Here is a 14,070-nt window from a genome sequence, read left to right on the forward strand (position 1 = left end):
CCACTACTCTACGGATGAGTAACCGTCCCCCCTTTTGAGCAGGCAGGGAGCCGCATCCCGATGTCCGAGCCGGAAGAGCAGCAGCCCGACATCCACACGACCGCGGGCAAGCTCGCGGATCTGAGGCGCCGTATCGAGGAGGCGACGCACGCCGGTTCCGCGCGCGCCGTCGAGAAGCAGCACGCCAAGGGCAAGCTGACGGCTCGTGAACGCATCGACCTCCTCCTCGACGAGGGATCCTTCGTCGAACTGGACGAGTTCGCCCAGCACCGTTCCACCAACTTCGGCCTGGACAAGAACCGCCCCTACGGCGACGGCGTCGTCACCGGCTACGGCACCGTCGACGGCCGCCCCGTCGCCGTGTTCTCCCAGGACTTCACCGTCTTCGGCGGAGCCCTCGGCGAGGTCTACGGCCAGAAGATCGTCAAAGTGATGGACTTCGCGCTGAAGACCGGCTGCCCGGTGATCGGCATCAACGACTCCGGCGGCGCCCGCATCCAGGAGGGCGTGGCCTCCCTCGGCGCCTACGGCGAGATCTTCCGCCGCAACACCCACGCCTCCGGCGTGATCCCGCAGATCAGCCTGGTGGTCGGCCCGTGCGCGGGCGGCGCGGTCTACTCGCCCGCCATCACCGACTTCACCGTCATGGTCGACCAGACCAGCCACATGTTCATCACCGGCCCGGACGTCATCAAGACGGTCACCGGCGAGGACGTCGGCTTCGAGGAGCTGGGCGGCGCCCGTACCCACAACTCGACCTCCGGTGTCGCCCACCACATGGCCGGCGACGAGAAGGACGCGATCGAGTACGTCAAGCAGCTCCTGTCCTACCTCCCCTCGAACAACCTCTCGGAGCCCCCCGCCTTCCCGGAGGAGGCGGACCTCGACGTCTCCGACGAGGACCGCGAGCTGGACGCGATCGTCCCGGACTCGGCGAACCAGCCGTACGACATGCACACCGTCATCGAGCACGTCCTCGACGACGCCGAGTTCTTCGAGACGCAGCCGCTGTTCGCGCCGAACATCCTCACCGGCTTCGGCCGCGTCGAGGGCCGCCCCGTCGGCATCGTCGCCAACCAGCCCATGCAGTTCGCCGGCTGCCTGGACATCACCGCGTCCGAGAAGGCCGCCCGCTTCGTGCGCACCTGCGACGCCTTCAACGTCCCCGTGATCACCTTCGTGGACGTCCCCGGCTTCCTGCCCGGCGTCGACCAGGAGCACGACGGCATCATCCGCCGCGGCGCCAAGCTGATCTACGCCTACGCCGAGGCCACCGTCCCCCTGATCACGGTCATCACCCGCAAGGCCTTCGGCGGCGCCTACGACGTCATGGGCTCCAAGCACCTGGGTGCCGACCTGAACCTGGCCTGGCCGACCGCCCAGATCGCCGTCATGGGCGCCCAGGGCGCCGTCAACATCCTGCACCGCCGCACCCTCGCCGAGGCGGAGGCGAGCGGCGAGGACGTCGAGGCCGTGCGCGCCCGCCTGATCCAGGAGTACGAGGACACCCTCCTCAACCCCTACACGGCGGCCGAGCGGGGCTACGTCGACGCGGTGATCATGCCGTCCGACACCCGCCGCCACATCGTCCGCGGCCTGCGTCAGCTGCGCACGAAGCGGGAATCCCTGCCCCCGAAGAAGCACGGCAACATCCCCCTCTAAGGAGCCGCTGTGACGATCAAGGTCGTACGGGGCAACCCGACCCCCGAGGAGCTCGCCGCCGCCCTGGCGGTGGTCCGCGCCCGCGCCGCGACGGCCCAGCCCGAGCCGTCCGGCGCCGAGGGCCCGCGCGACGCGTGGTCCGACCCGTCCCGCATCGCGGGCCACCGCATGCCCCAGCCGGGCCCGGCGTCGTGGGGCCGCACGTACTGGCCGGTGTGAGCAAGACGCCCTGGGGGCGCGGGGCCCGCGCACAGCAGCGGGAACCCGCGCCCCTTTCTTGAGTACGCGTACTCAGGCGCCCCTCCACCACCCGGCCCCACGCTGGTGGAATGCTGTGGTCCGACCCCGAGAACGAGCCGCCCGAGGAGCTGCGCGACATGCAGCACATGCTGCGGCGGCTGAGCGTCCTCCTGGCCTCGGCCATGGTGCTGGCGATGATCGTGATCGGTCTGAGGTGAGCCGGGCCCGTCCGGGTGGCTAACCTGACCCCATGACTGATCAGCGCCGCAGGCGGCTCGTCCTCGCCTCCCAGTCCCCCGCCCGGCTCGGGCTGCTGCGCCAGGCCGGGCTCGACCCCGAGGTGCTCGTGAGCGGCGTCGACGAGGACGCCGTGACCGCCCCCACCCCCGCCGAGCTGGCCCTCGCCCTCGCCGAGGCCAAGGCCTCCGTGGTGGCCGCCAGGCCCGACGTGCGGGGCGCGCTGGTGATCGGCTGCGACTCGGTGCTGGACCTGGACGGGCAGGCCCTCGGCAAGCCCGCCGACGCCGAGGAGGCCACCGCCCGCTGGAAGGCGATGCGCGGGCGGGCGGGCACGCTGCAGACCGGCCACTGCGTCTGGGACACCGCCGACGGCCGCCATGTCTCGGCCACGGCCTCCACCGTCGTCCGCTTCGGCGAACCGACCGACGAGGAGATCGCCGCCTACGTCGCCTCGGGCGAGCCGCTGTACGTCGCCGGGGCCTTCACCCTGGACGGCCGCTCGGCGCCGTTCATCGACGGCATCGAGGGCGACCACGGCAACGTGATCGGCCTCAGCCTGCCCCTCCTGCGGCGCCTCCTCGCCGAGCTCGGCATCGGCATCACGGAGCTGTGGGCGCCGGCGGCGGACTGACCGGCGAGCCGCCCTCGCCCTTGCCGTCCCCGGCCGGCCCGGCGGCCGGTTCCTCCCGGCCGTCGTAGGTCATCAGCAGCAGCACGATGAGACCGAGCACCACCAGCATGAACAGGAAGGCGCTCCAGCCCACCAGGCCCCAGGTGAAGGCGCCGAGCAGCCCGTGCACCACGGCCGCGCTGATCAGCAGGACGCGGCCCACTCCGGCGGGACGGCGGTCGCGCAGCGCCACGAGCAGGGCCACCAGCCCGCAGAGCGCGAAGTAGAGACCGAAGACAACGCCGCCGATCTTCGAGGACACGGACATGGTGTCCGGGTCGAGGCCGGCCAGGGACATCTCCTGCCGGTCGACGACGACCCCCAGGAACCAGTTCAGCGCGGCGACGCCGAGCGCCTCCGCGAAGAGGACGACCGCCACGATCCACGCCACCGGCCTGCGCATCGCCACCGGTCCCCACCCACTTTCGACCGCTGCCGCACAGGACAGCTGTTACCCCAAGTACGTTCGAGACGACTCGCACGCTACTAACGGGTAAACCTCGCGACAAGAGGTCTGCCGCGGGCAAAGAATCATTGGGCCATTCGTAGGGACTCCACAAAGAAACGGAGTGGCCCGCAGCACGCTCTCACAGAGACCTTGACCACATCGGGGGGCTAGGGTTTGCCCGAGGAGTCCTGCGTATCGCGGTACTGCAAGGGATTTCGCGGGTCGAGCGAGCCTCGAATCACGCTCCGTGTGGGCAAGCTCACCATTGGGGACGGGTCGAAGTGCCGTGTCGGCAGTCCCTAAACTCGGCTTGTTTCAAGGAGGGAGCCTCAATCGTGCGCAAGGTGCTCATCGCCAACCGTGGCGAAATCGCTGTCCGCGTGGCCCGGGCCTGCCGGGACGCCGGGATCGCGAGCGTGGCCGTCTACGCGGACCCGGACCGGGACGCTCTGCATGTCCGCGCCGCTGATGAGGCGTTCGCCCTGGGTGGTGACACCCCCGCCACCAGCTACCTGGACATCGCCAAGGTACTCAAGGCCGCGAGCGAGTCGGGCGCGGACGCCATCCACCCCGGCTACGGCTTCCTCTCGGAGAACGCCGAGTTCGCGCAGGCCGTTCTGGACGCGGGGCTGATCTGGATCGGCCCGCCGCCGCAGGCCATCCGCGACCTGGGTGACAAGGTCGCGGCCCGGCACATCGCCCAGCGGGCCGGTGCCCCGCTGGTCGCCGGGACCCCGGACCCCGTCTCGGGCGCGGAGGAGGTCGTGGCCTTCGCGAAGGAGCACGGCCTGCCGATCGCCATCAAGGCGGCCTTCGGCGGCGGCGGACGCGGCCTGAAGGTCGCCCGCACCCTCGAAGAGGTGCCGGAGCTGTACGACTCGGCCGTCCGTGAGGCGGTGGCGGTGTTCGGCCGCGGCGAGTGCTTCGTCGAGCGCTACCTCGACAAGCCCCGCCACGTGGAGACCCAGTGCCTGGCCGACCAGCACGGCAACGTGGTCGTCGTCTCCACCCGTGACTGCTCGCTCCAGCGCCGCCACCAGAAGCTGGTGGAGGAGGCCCCCGCCCCCTTCCTGTCCGACGCCCAGATGGCGGAGCTGTACTCGTCCTCCAAGGCGATCCTGAAGGAGGCCGGCTACGTCGGCGCCGGCACCGTCGAGTTCCTCGTCGGCATGGACGGCACGATCTCCTTCCTGGAGGTCAACACGCGCCTCCAGGTGGAGCACCCGGTCACCGAGGAGGTCGCCGGCATCGACCTGGTCCGCGAGATGTTCCGCATCGCCGACGGCGAGGAGCTCGGCTACGGCGACCCGGAGCTGCGCGGCCACTCGTTCGAGTTCCGCATCAACGGCGAGGACCCGGGCCGGGGCTTCCTGCCCGCCCCCGGCACCGTCACCACGTTCGCGCCGCCCTCCGGCCCGGGTGTCCGCCTGGACGCGGGCGTGGAGTCCGGCAGCGTCATCGGCCCGGCGTGGGACTCGCTGCTCGCGAAGCTGATCGTCACCGGCCGCACCCGCAAGGAGGCCCTGCAGCGCGCCGCCCGCGCGCTGGAGGAGTTCCAGGTCGAGGGCATGGCCACGGCGATCCCGTTCCACCGCGTGGTCGTGCGTGACCCCGCCTTCGCCCCCGAGCTGACCGGCTCCAGCGACCCGTTCACGGTCCACACCCGCTGGATCGAGACGGAGTTCGTCAACGAGATCAAGCCGTTCGCCGCCCCCGCGGACGCCGAGGCGGACGAGGACGCGGGCCGCGAGACGGTCGTCGTCGAGGTCGGCGGCAAGCGTCTGGAGGTCTCCCTCCCGTCGTCGCTGGGCATGTCCCTGGCCCGCACCGGTCTGGCGGCCGGCGCCAAGCCGAAGCGCCGCGCGGCGAAGAAGTCCGGTCCCGCGGCCTCCGGTGACACCCTCGCCTCCCCGATGCAGGGCACCATCGTGAAGATCGCGGTGGAGGAGGGCCAGGAGGTCCAGGAGGGCGACCTGATCGTCGTCCTGGAGGCCATGAAGATGGAGCAGCCCCTCAACGCCCACAAGTCCGGCACCATCAAGGGCCTGGGCGCCGAGGTCGGCGCGTCCATCACCTCGGGTGCCGCGATCTGCGAGATCAAGGACTGACACCCGCGCGACAGCAGCACGGCCGGGGCGCCCGGCGGGCCACCTCACACGGTCCGCCGGGCGCCCCGTCGTTCACGGGGACGCGACGGACCGTGCGGCACCTCAGCGCCGGCGCAGATCCGCGACCCGGGCCCGTTCGGCCCCGGCGCCCGGCTCGCCCAGTGCCGTGGCCGTCCGCAGCGTCGGCCCCGCCCCGGGGACCTGCCGACGCGGCCCGGGCAGCGGCACGTCTCGGCGCTGCTGACGCGCCGGGTCAGCCCCGGCGGCCTGGGGGTTTCCCGCCCCGCTCGCACCTCCCGACGCCCCGGCCACGGCGATCTGCACGCCCTGGTCGGCCAGCGCCTGGAGCTCGGTGGCCGCACGGTCGTCGTGACCGGGCGGCTCGTCGGTCACCAGTCGGGTGATGAGGTCCGTCGGCACGGTCTGGAACATGGTGTCCGTGCCCAGCTTGGAGTGGTCGGCGAGAACGACGACCTCGGCGGCGGCCTGCACCAGCGCGCGGTCGACGGAGGCCGACAGCATGTTGGACGTGGACAGGCCCCGCTCCGCCGTCAGCCCCGCCCCGGACAGGAAGGCCTTGGACACCCGCAGCCCCTGGAGGGACTGCTCGGCACCGCTGCCGACCAGGGCGTAGTTGGAGCCCCTCAGCGTGCCGCCGGTCATCACGACCTCGACGCGGTTGGCGTGGGCGAGGGCCTGGGCCACCAGCAGCGAGTTGGTGACGACGGTGAGTCCCGGCACCCGCGCGAGCCGGCGCGCCAGCTCCTGGGTCGTGGTCCCCGCCCCCACCACGATGGCCTCGCCCTCTTCGACGAGCCCCGCGGCCAGGTCGGCGATGGCCGTCTTCTCGGCGGTCGCGAGATGGGACTTCTGCGGAAAGCCGGATTCTCGCGTGAACCCGCCCGGCAGTACCGCACCGCCGTGCCGGCGGTCGAGGAGTCCTTCTGCCTCCAGTGCGCGCACGTCCCGCCGTACGGTCACTTCGGAGGTCTGGACGACGCGGGCGAGCTCACGGAGCGACACGGCCCCGTTCGCTCGCACCATTTCGAGGATCAATTGGCGACGTTCTGCAGCGAACACGAAACTGACAGTAACCCGAACGACCGTCTGCTTTCAGCAGTATGCGCCGAATAACAGAAGTTGTTCGCACGTCAGGGGCGGAAGTGGTATACGCGCGACTATGCCGCCCGCAAGCCCCGCAACTCCCCGTGACCGACGGGGAGTCGATTCCGGCCGCTAGGTGTGTTGGCCTGATCCGAACGACACCCCTAGCCCTCGCCGTTGGTCTTCCGGGTGTGCAGCTGACGCGCCACCTCCGCGATCGACCCCGAGAGGGAGGGGTAGACGGTGAAGGCGTTCGCGATCTGCTCGACCGTCAGGTTGTTGTCGACCGCGATCGAGATGGGGTGGATGAGCTCGGAGGCGCGCGGCGCCACGACCACACCGCCCACCACGATCTCCGTGCCGGGCCGGCAGAAGATCTTGACGAAGCCGTCCCGGATGCCCTGCATCTTGGCGCGCGGGTTGCGCAGCAGCGGCAGCTTCACCACACGGGCGTCGATCTTGCCGGCGTCGACGTCGGCCTGCGAGTACCCGACCGTGGCGATCTCGGGGTCGGTGAAGACGTTGGCGGAGACCGTCTTGAGGTTCAGCGGCGTGACCGCGTCCCCCAGGAAGTGGTACATGGCGATCCGCCCCTGCATCGCCGCCACCGAGGCCAGCGCGAAGACACCGGTGACGTCACCGGCGGCGTACACGCCGGGGGCCGAGGTCCTCGACACCCGGTCGGTGCGGATGTGCCCGGAGTCCTTGAGCTTGACCCCGGCCTCCTCCAGACCCATGCCCTCGGTGTTGGGGATGGCGCCGACGGCCATCAGGCAGTGCGACCCGGTGATGACACGCCCGTCGGCCAGCGTCACCTCCACCCGGTCCCCGACCCGTTTGGCGGACTGGGCCCGCGACCGCGCCATGACGTTCATGCCGCGCCGCCGGAACACGTCCTCCAGGACGGCGGCGGCGTCCGGGTCCTCGCCGGGCAGCACCCGGTCCCGCGACGACACGAGCGTCACCTTGGACCCCAGCGCCTGGTAGGCACCGGCGAACTCGGCACCGGTCACACCGGACCCGACGACGATGAGCTCCTCCGGCAGCTCCTCCAGGTCGTAGACCTGGGTCCAGTTCAGGATGCGCTCACCGTCGGGCCGCGCGTCGGGCAGCTCACGCGGGTGCCCGCCGGTCGCGATCAGCACCGCGTCCGCGGTCAGCGTCTCCTCGCTCCCGTCGGCGGCGCGGACCACGACCTTGCGCGAGCCGTCGAGGGCCTGCATGCCCTCCAGCCGCCCGCGCCCGCGCATCACCCGGGCACCGGCGCGGGTCACCGACGCGGTGATGTCGTGCGACTGCGCCAGCGCGAGCCGCTTCACACGGCGGTTGACCTTCCCCAGGTCGACCCCCACCACCCGGGCGGCCTGCTCCATGGGCGGGGTGTCGTCGGCGACGATGATCCCCAGCTCCTCGTAGGACGAGTCGAAGGTCGTCATCACCTCGGCCGTGGCGATCAGAGTCTTGGACGGCACGCAGTCGGTCAGCACCGACGCCCCGCCCAGACCGTCGCAGTCGACGACGGTCACCTCCGCGCCGAGCTGCGCGGCCACCAGGGCCGCTTCATATCCGCCGGGTCCGCCACCGATGATCACGATCCGAGTCACGTACTCCATTGTCCCGCACCGCTCGACGCGGGGCCGCCCGGGGGCACGCCTGTGACAAGAGCGACGCCCGGGACGCCTGCCGTACGCTCTCCCCATGTCGCTCTACGCCGCGTACGCCGGCAACCTCGACGCGCGGTTGATGACCCGCCGCGCCCCGCACTCGCCGCTGCGCGCCACCGGCTGGCTGAACGGGTGGCGGCTGACCTTCGGGGGCGAGCACATGGGCTGGGAGGGCGCGCTCGCCACCCTGGTGGAGGATCCGATCTCCCAGGTCTTCGTGGCCCTCTACGACGTCGCCCCGATGGACGAGGACTCGCTCGACCGCTGGGAGGGCGTGGGCATGGACATATACCGCCGCATGCGCGTCCGCGTGCACACCCTGGACGGCGAGGAGGGTGCCTGGACGTACGTCCTGAACGCCTACGAGGGCGGCCTGCCCTCCGCCCGCTACCTGGGCGAGGTGGCCGACGCGGCGGAATCGGCGGGCGCGCCCCACGACTACGTCATGGAGCTCCGCAAGCGTCCCTGCTGAGCGGCGCTCGTCAGAAACAACAAAACAACAATCGCAATCCCGTGAGCTCCGTCATCTACGCGCGTAGGCGTAAACCGGCTACCCTCATCGGCGTGAACGCATCTCTTCTTCCGGACGACATCCAGGGCGACCCCTACGCCGCCGCCGACGCCGCCGCGGCCCGCCTGCGCGAACTCACCGGCGCCGAGACCCACGACGTAGCCCTCGTGATGGGCTCCGGCTGGGCACCGGCCGTGGACGCCCTGGGCGACCCCGAGGCCGATCTCCAGGTCACCGACCTGCCGGGCTTCCCCAAGCCCGCAGTGGAGGGCCACGGCGGCAAGATCCGCTCGTACTCCATCGGTGACAAGCGTGCGCTGGTCTTCCTGGGCCGCACCCACTACTACGAGGGCCACGGCGTCGCCGCCGTCTCCCACGGCGTCCGCACGGCCGTCGCCGCCGGCGCCAAGACGATCATCCTGACCAACGGCTGCGGCGGCCTGCGCGAGGGCATGCGCCCCGGCCAGCCGGTCCTGATCAGCGACCACATCAACCTCACCGCCACCTCCCCCATCGTCGGCGCGAACTTCGTCGACCTCACCGACCTCTACTCCCCCCGCCTGCGCGCCCTGTGCAAGGAGGTCGACCCCACGCTGGAGGAGGGCGTCTACGCCCAGTTCCCCGGCCCGCACTACGAGACGCCCGCGGAGATCCGCATGGCGCGCGTCATCGGGGCCGACCTGGTGGGCATGTCGACGGTCCTGGAGGCGATCGCCGCCCGCGAGGCCGGCGCGGAGGTGCTCGGCATCTCGCTGGTGACCAACCTGGCGGCGGGCATGACGGGCGAGCCCCTCAACCACGAGGAGGTCCTGCAGGCGGGCCGCGACTCCGCGACGCGGATGGGCGCGCTGCTGACGCAGGTGCTCGGCCGGCTGTAACAACACCGGCGCCTCGCGGCCCGGGGTCGCCCAGGGCCACGCGGCCCGGCGCGGCTGTGGGCCGGGGGTGGGTCGCGGTGCCCGGCGCTGCCGAGTGCCCGGCGCGGGTGCGGGCCGGGGGTGGGTCGCGGTACCCGGCGCTGCCGGGGTGCCGCTGCGCCCACCCGTGCCGCCCCAGCGGCACGACTGCCCGCAGCTAGGGCGGGACGGGCGGCAGCCCGCAGCTGGGGCGGGACGGCGGACCGGACCGCAGCCGGATGGGGGGACGACGGTCAGACGCGTACGGCGGGAAGGGGACGTGTCGGGGGGTGTCCGCCCGCAGCGGTTGGCGCGTCAACGCCCCGCCTGCTGGAAAGGGACCGATTCCGCGCCGTTCCGAGGACGGACACCCCCCGGCGCGGCCCCGACCCACACACCACCGAAAGCGCTACGCGCACCCCCACCGAACCCGCACAGGCCGCCGCAGGCACCCCGCACACGGCACCACCGCCGGAGGCACCCGGCACCCCGCCCCACCCGCCGGGCAGGCGCGACGTACGAGACCGACCCACCGACCACACGAGAGGCTGACCGACGTGCACGACGACCTCCTCGCACGGGCCAAGGCATGGCTGGCCGAGGACCCCGACGCGGACACCCGCGCGGAACTCGCCAAGCTCATCGACACCGAGGACCACGCCGAGCTCACCGCACGCTTCTCCGGCACCCTCCAGTTCGGCACCGCGGGCCTGCGCGGCGAACTGGGCGCCGGCCCGATGCGCATGAACCGCTCCGTCGTCATCCGGGCCGCCGCCGGCCTCGCCGCGTACCTGAAGAAGCAGGGGATCCCCCACGGGGACGTCACGGCCGGCCTCGTCGTCATCGGCTACGACGCCCGCCACAAGTCCGCCGACTTCGCCCGCGACACCGCCGCGGTCATGACCGGCGCCGGCCTGAGGGCCGCCGTCCTCCCCCGCCCCCTGCCCACCCCCGTCCTGGCGTTCGCCATCCGCCACCTCGGCGCGGTCGCCGGGATCGAGGTCACCGCCAGCCACAACCCGCCCCGCGACAACGGCTACAAGGTCTATCTCGGCGACGGCTCCCAGATCGTGCCGCCCGCCGACGCCGGCATCGCCGCGGAGATCGACGCCGTACGCTCCCTGAACGACGTTCCCCGCCCCACCACCGGCTGGCAGACCCTGGGCGCCGACGTCCTGGACGCCTACCTCGCCCGCACGGACGCCGTCCTCGCCCCCGGCTCCCCCCGCACCGCCCGCACCGTCTACACGGCGATGCACGGCGTCGGCAAGGACACCCTCCTCGCCGCCTTCGCCCGCGCCGGCTTCCCGGAGCCCGCCCTCGTCGCCGAGCAGGCCGAGCCCGACCCGGACTTCCCCACCGTCGCCTTCCCCAACCCGGAAGAGCCCGGCGCGATGGACCTGGCCTTCGCGAAGGCCCGCGAGACGAGCGCCGACCTGGTCATTGCCAACGACCCGGACGCCGACCGCTGCGCCGTCGCGGTCCACGACGGCACCGACTGGCGCATGCTCCGCGGCGACGAGGTCGGCGCGCTCCTCGCCGCCCACCTGGTCACCCGCGGCGCGCACGGCACGTTCGCCGAGTCGATCGTCTCCTCCTCCCTCCTCGGCCGCATCGCGGAGAAGGCGGGCCTGCCGTACGAGGAGACCCTCACCGGCTTCAAGTGGATCGCCCGCGTGGAGAACATCCGCTACGGCTACGAGGAGGCCCTCGGCTACTGCGTCGACCCGGAGGGCGTCCGCGACAAGGACGGCATCACCGCGGCGCTGCTGATCACGGAACTCGCCTCCGTCCTCAAGGCCGAGAACCGCACGCTCCTCGACCTGCTCGACGACCTCGCCGTGGAGCACGGCCTGCACGCCACCGACCAGCTCTCGGTCCGCGTCGAGGACCTCTCCCTGATCGCCGCCGCGATGCACCGCCTGCGTGAACAGCCCCCCGCCCGGCTCGCGGGCCTGCCGGTCACGAGGGCCGAGGACCTCACCCGGGGCACGGACACGCTCCCGCCCACGGACGGCCTGCGCTACACGCTCGACGGCGCCCGGGTGATCGTCCGCCCGAGCGGCACGGAGCCCAAGCTGAAGTGCTACCTGGAGGTCGTCGTCCCGGTCGCCGCGCACGCCGCCCTCCCCGAGGCCCGCGCGAAGGCGACGGAGCTGCTGACGGCGCTGAAGCGGGACCTTTCGGCGGCGGCGGGCATCTGACGCGGCCCCACCCGGGCGGCGCCCGTGCAGGACGGCCGCCCGGGCCCCGGCGACGGGGTGCCCCCACCCGGCGGCACCCCATCGGGTGATTTCCCCCCACCCGTTGACCCGCCCTGCACGTTCCTGGCCGCCCTGCGGGCAACGGTGGACCGGAAACCGCACCGCCGAGCACCGCAGGGAGCCGCCGCCGTGTCCTCGACCGCCCCCCGAACCACCCAGAGCGGACACATCCCAGGCACCCGGCGCCCCCACGACCGCACTCCCGCCACGCCGCCCCCGCAGCGCAGCATCCGCACCCGCACCCACGCCCGGCGGCTGCTGCGCGCCGCACACCGCGCCGCCCCGGCCCTCGGCGCCTACCTCGCCGTACGCGGCACGGGACTGCTGCTGCTCGCCGTCTGGGCCCACCGCCGGAACCAGGATCTCTGGGTGATCCTGGCCGCGCAGTGGGACTCCGACTGGTACCTGGGGATCGCCGACCACGGCTACACCCACGAGCTCGGCACCGCCCTCAACGCCAACGACCTGGCCTTCTTCCCGCTCTACCCGGTCCTGGTGAAGGCCGTGGCGGTCCTCACTCCGGGCACCCGCGCCTCCACGGGCCTCGGCCTCGCCGTCGTCGCCTCGCTGATCGCGGCCTGGGGGATCTTCGCGGTGGGCGACCGTCTGTACGGCCGACGGGTCGGCGTGCTGCTCACCACGCTGTGGGCCGCGTTCCCGGTCGCCGCGGTGCAGTGGATGGGGTACACGGAGTCCCTGTTCACGGCGTGCGCGGCCTGGTCGCTGTACGCGGTGCTCAGCGGCCGCTGGCTGTGGGCGGCCGGCTGCGCCGCACTGGCGGGCCTGACCCGGCCGACCGGCATCGCGGTGGCGGCGGCGGTCACGGTGACGGCCCTGGTGCACCTGGTCCGCCACCGCACCCTGCGCCCCCGCGTGTTCGCCGCCGCGGCCCTCGCACCGCTCGGCTGGTGCGCGTACCTCGGCTGGGTGGGCCTCAGGCTGGGCCGCTGGGACGGCTACTTCGCGGTGCAGCGGCTGTGGCACAACGAGCTGGACGGCGGCCGGCGGACGCTGCACCAGGTGCGCTGGCTGCTGTGGCGCGATCCGACACCGCAGCTGTTCCTGGTGATGGTGACCCTCACGCTGATCGCGTCGGTGGTGCTGTTCGGCCTGTCGGCGTGGGACCGCCAGCCGCTGCCGCTGCTGGTCTTCACCGGCGTCCTGCTGGTGATCGTCCTGGGCAGCGGCGGGGTCTACTTCCCGAGGGCCCGATTCCTGCTGCCGGCCTTCCCGCTGCTGCTGCCGCTGGCCGTGCACCTGTCCCGCGCCTCCGCGCGCCACCGCGCACTGACCCTGACGGCGGCGGTGCTGGGCTCGGCGTACTGCGGGGCGTACATGCTCCTGATCTGGCCGGCCGCGCCCTAGCGGGGCCGCAAAAACCGGCCACGCCGCACAGCCACACCGCCGCATGCGCGCCCCAGACCCACAGCCACAACGCCGCATGCGCGCCCCCGACCCGCAGCCACAGCCAAGCCGCCGCACCCAGCCCGCAGCCGCGACCCGCGGCCGCAGCCCGCAGCAGCGACCCGCAGCGTCACCCCACGATCAGCAGCACCGCCAGCAGCACGGCCCCGGCCACCGCCGGCGCGACGATCTCGTAGGCCCAGCGGACGCTGATCTCGCCCCGCACGGCGTCGGCCTGCGCGACGTCGGCCCGCTCCTCACGCGCCTCGAGCAGCGCGCGCAGTTCGTCCATGGCCCGGTCGCCCTCCGCCCGCACCGGCCCGTCCGCGACGGCCCCGGGCCCGGTGCCGCCGGTCATGCCCCCGAGGCCGCCGCGCCCCCGGGTCTCCCCGGCGAGGCGCCGGTCCTCCCGCTGTGCCGCCTTCTTGCGGGCCCGCAGCGAGACGGGGATGGCCCACAGCTGGTACTTGGTGCCGGACCGGTCGAGGACCTCGTTGGAGTAACCGGACCGCAGCGAGGCGACCTGGTCCCAGGGCAGCACGAGGACGCGAAGCGGGTTGCGGACGCGCAGCCGCTCCTCGTTGGCGAAGACGGCGGGCCGCAGGGTGTAGGCGAAGGCGAGCGGAACGACGAGCAGCATCGTGGCGAGCGCCTTCCACGGGGTGCTCCCCTCGCCCGAGACCACCGCGTCGATCCCGAGCCAGGCGACGAGGGCGAGCAGCAGGACACCGCCGACGATGCCCGCGAGCGAGCGGTAGACCCTGTCCTTGGACGCGGGTTCCGAGGGCTGGGGCGCGGGTGACTGGGGCTGCGGGGTCGTCATGCTGCCGATTGTGCCCGACGGGCCGGGCGGGCCTCG

The 14,070-nt window shown here is 72.7% G+C and carries 13 protein-coding genes; 9 read left to right on the forward strand and 4 right to left on the reverse strand.

Going from position 1 to position 14,070, the window contains the following annotated elements:
• The first annotated feature begins 60 nt into the window (after positions 1-60).
• From ACGF3H_RS21115 to ACGF3H_RS21130, 4 genes are all read left to right on the forward strand, one after another.
• Positions 61-1,662: an acyl-CoA carboxylase subunit beta gene (locus ACGF3H_RS21115; RefSeq protein ID WP_362490376.1), complete on the forward strand. Its 1,602-nt coding sequence runs from the start codon at positions 61-63 to the stop codon at positions 1,660-1,662.
• Between the two features lie 9 nt (positions 1,663-1,671).
• Positions 1,672-1,881: an acyl-CoA carboxylase subunit epsilon gene (locus ACGF3H_RS21120; protein ID WP_362490378.1), complete on the forward strand. Its 210-nt coding sequence runs from the start codon at positions 1,672-1,674 to the stop codon at positions 1,879-1,881.
• Positions 1,882-1,991: 110 nt separating this feature from the next.
• On the forward strand, positions 1,992-2,120 hold the full coding sequence (gene mmpB / locus ACGF3H_RS21125; protein ID WP_362490380.1) for a morphogenic membrane protein MmpB: 129 nt from the start codon (positions 1,992-1,994) through the stop codon (positions 2,118-2,120).
• A 32-nt stretch (positions 2,121-2,152) separates the two neighbouring features.
• Positions 2,153-2,773: a nucleoside triphosphate pyrophosphatase gene (locus ACGF3H_RS21130; protein ID WP_362490382.1), complete on the forward strand. Its 621-nt coding sequence runs from the start codon at positions 2,153-2,155 to the stop codon at positions 2,771-2,773.
• Here ACGF3H_RS21130 and ACGF3H_RS21135 read toward each other — a convergent pair.
• Entirely contained in the window at positions 2,742-3,215 is a 474-nt protein-coding gene (locus ACGF3H_RS21135) for a hypothetical protein (RefSeq protein ID WP_362490383.1), read from the reverse strand. The two genes, ACGF3H_RS21130 and ACGF3H_RS21135, sit on opposite strands and share 32 nt — an antisense overlap.
• A 380-nt stretch (positions 3,216-3,595) precedes the next feature.
• Here ACGF3H_RS21135 and ACGF3H_RS21140 point away from each other — a divergent pair, with 380 nt between their 5' ends.
• Positions 3,596-5,368 carry a biotin carboxylase N-terminal domain-containing protein gene (locus ACGF3H_RS21140; protein WP_362490386.1) on the forward strand — a complete coding sequence of 591 codons (1,773 nt, stop codon included), beginning with the start codon at positions 3,596-3,598 and terminating at the stop codon, positions 5,366-5,368.
• A 102-nt stretch (positions 5,369-5,470) separates the two neighbouring features.
• Here the strand turns inward: ACGF3H_RS21140 and ACGF3H_RS21145 are convergent, their stop codons facing one another.
• Both ACGF3H_RS21145 and ACGF3H_RS21150 read right to left on the reverse strand, forming a co-directional pair.
• The gene (locus tag ACGF3H_RS21145; protein ID WP_362490389.1) at positions 5,471-6,448 is read right to left on the reverse strand and encodes a DeoR/GlpR family DNA-binding transcription regulator; all 978 of its coding nucleotides are present in this window, start codon (positions 6,446-6,448) and stop codon (positions 5,471-5,473) included.
• Between the two features lie 188 nt (positions 6,449-6,636).
• Positions 6,637-8,085 (reverse strand): NAD(P)H-quinone dehydrogenase, encoded by a 1,449-nt coding sequence (locus tag ACGF3H_RS21150; protein ID WP_362490390.1) that lies wholly within the window; start codon positions 8,083-8,085, stop codon positions 6,637-6,639.
• 85 nt (positions 8,086-8,170) lie between these two features.
• Between ACGF3H_RS21150 and ACGF3H_RS21155 the strand changes: the two genes are divergently transcribed.
• The 4 genes from ACGF3H_RS21155 (at position 8,171) to ACGF3H_RS21170 (ending at position 13,172) form a co-directional block, all read left to right on the forward strand.
• Positions 8,171-8,608 (forward strand): gamma-glutamylcyclotransferase, encoded by a 438-nt coding sequence (locus ACGF3H_RS21155; RefSeq protein WP_362490393.1) that lies wholly within the window; start codon positions 8,171-8,173, stop codon positions 8,606-8,608.
• 92 nt (positions 8,609-8,700) lie between these two features.
• Positions 8,701-9,525, forward strand: a complete 825-nt coding sequence (locus ACGF3H_RS21160; protein ID WP_362490394.1) for a purine-nucleoside phosphorylase — start codon at positions 8,701-8,703, stop codon at positions 9,523-9,525.
• Between the two features lie 575 nt (positions 9,526-10,100).
• The gene (locus ACGF3H_RS21165) at positions 10,101-11,747 is read left to right on the forward strand and encodes a phospho-sugar mutase (RefSeq protein ID WP_362490396.1); all 1,647 of its coding nucleotides are present in this window, start codon (positions 10,101-10,103) and stop codon (positions 11,745-11,747) included.
• Between the two features lie 189 nt (positions 11,748-11,936).
• Positions 11,937-13,172: a hypothetical protein gene (locus ACGF3H_RS21170; RefSeq protein WP_362490399.1), complete on the forward strand. Its 1,236-nt coding sequence runs from the start codon at positions 11,937-11,939 to the stop codon at positions 13,170-13,172.
• A 169-nt stretch (positions 13,173-13,341) separates the two neighbouring features.
• Here ACGF3H_RS21170 and ACGF3H_RS21175 read toward each other — a convergent pair whose 3' ends face one another.
• The gene (locus ACGF3H_RS21175; protein WP_362490400.1) at positions 13,342-14,034 is read right to left on the reverse strand and encodes a PH domain-containing protein; all 693 of its coding nucleotides are present in this window, start codon (positions 14,032-14,034) and stop codon (positions 13,342-13,344) included.
• Positions 14,035-14,070: the final 36 nt, after the last annotated feature.

Source organism: Streptomyces sp. NPDC048185 (assembly GCF_043202495.1).
In the GTDB taxonomy this organism is placed as follows: domain Bacteria; phylum Actinomycetota; class Actinomycetes; order Streptomycetales; family Streptomycetaceae; genus Streptomyces.

Excerpts from the sequence above, each read along its gene's own strand:
- ACGF3H_RS21155 (WP_362490393.1), top strand. The coding sequence starts at position 8,171 with ATGTCGCTCTACGCCGCGTACGCCGGCAACCTCGACGCGCGGTTGATG.
- ACGF3H_RS21150 (WP_362490390.1), bottom strand. The coding sequence starts at position 8,085 with ATGGAGTACGTGACTCGGATCGTGATCATCGGTGGCGGACCCGGCGGA.
- ACGF3H_RS21115 (WP_362490376.1), top strand. The coding sequence starts at position 61 with ATGTCCGAGCCGGAAGAGCAGCAGCCCGACATCCACACGACCGCGGGC.
- ACGF3H_RS21130 (WP_362490382.1), top strand. The coding sequence starts at position 2,153 with ATGACTGATCAGCGCCGCAGGCGGCTCGTCCTCGCCTCCCAGTCCCCC.
- mmpB (WP_362490380.1), top strand. The coding sequence starts at position 1,992 with ATGCTGTGGTCCGACCCCGAGAACGAGCCGCCCGAGGAGCTGCGCGAC.
- ACGF3H_RS21135 (WP_362490383.1), bottom strand. The coding sequence starts at position 3,215 with ATGCGCAGGCCGGTGGCGTGGATCGTGGCGGTCGTCCTCTTCGCGGAG.
- ACGF3H_RS21175 (WP_362490400.1), bottom strand. The coding sequence starts at position 14,034 with ATGACGACCCCGCAGCCCCAGTCACCCGCGCCCCAGCCCTCGGAACCC.